This window comes from Extibacter muris (assembly GCF_004345005.1).
GTDB lineage: Bacteria > Bacillota > Clostridia > Lachnospirales > Lachnospiraceae > Extibacter > Extibacter muris.
The window spans coordinates 1-660 of the sequence record NZ_SMMX01000077.1 but is presented as its reverse complement, the minus strand read 5'-3'; the positions used below and the strand labels follow the sequence as shown (position 1 = coordinate 660).

The following is a 660-nucleotide window of genomic DNA, read 5'->3' as shown; positions in this document are numbered from 1 at the left end:
GAGAAGAAGAGAAAGGGGGAGGGGGGAGGGAAGGGGAAGAGAGGAAAGAGAGCGGCTTTTCTTGACGCATGGCGCAAAAAAGGAAAGAAGGGAAGGAGAGGAAAGGAAAGGCTATGCATTGGTTTTCCAGGAGGAGCAGGAGGAAAGGAAGGGAGGGGGAGAAAGGAGAGGGGGGGTACAAGAGAGTAGAGATCGAAAAGAAGGAGGAAGGGAGGGAAAGGGAGGGAGAGAAGGACTGAAGGGAGAGAGGAAAGGAGAGGAGGAGAGGAAAAAGAGGGAGGAAGAAACCAAAAGGGGACACAGTCATCACAGAAAAATCATCCGATAAGCGAAAAGGAGAAGGGGAAAAAGAGGAAGAGGAGGAAAAGAGAGAGGGAGGAGGGGAAAAAGGGAAAAGAAGGGAGGGGGAAAGGGGAGAAAGAGGAGGATAGTGAGGAAGGGAAGAAGGGGGGAAAGGAAAAGAGGAGAGAAAGAAGAGAAAAAGGGGAGAAAAGGGAGAAGAAAAGAGAAACGGAAGAAGGGAAGGGGAGAGAAGAAAAAGAGAAAAAGAGAGGAAAAGAGGAAGAAAAAAAGAGAGAGAAAGGAAGGAAGACCATATAGAGGAGGGGGAAAGAGAAGAAGGGGAAAAGGAGGGGGAAGGGAGAGAGGAAAAAGGAAAGG

2 protein-coding genes are annotated in these 660 nt (G+C 49.2%); both read left to right on the top strand.

Annotated elements, in window-relative coordinates:
* Positions 1-328 (top strand): hypothetical protein (locus tag E1963_RS23695; RefSeq protein WP_207669423.1); only part of this gene is annotated, 328 nt, incomplete at its 5' end.
* A 102-nt stretch (positions 329-430) separates the two neighbouring features.
* Positions 431-660 (top strand): hypothetical protein (locus tag E1963_RS23690; protein WP_201272097.1); only part of this gene is annotated, 230 nt, incomplete at its 3' end.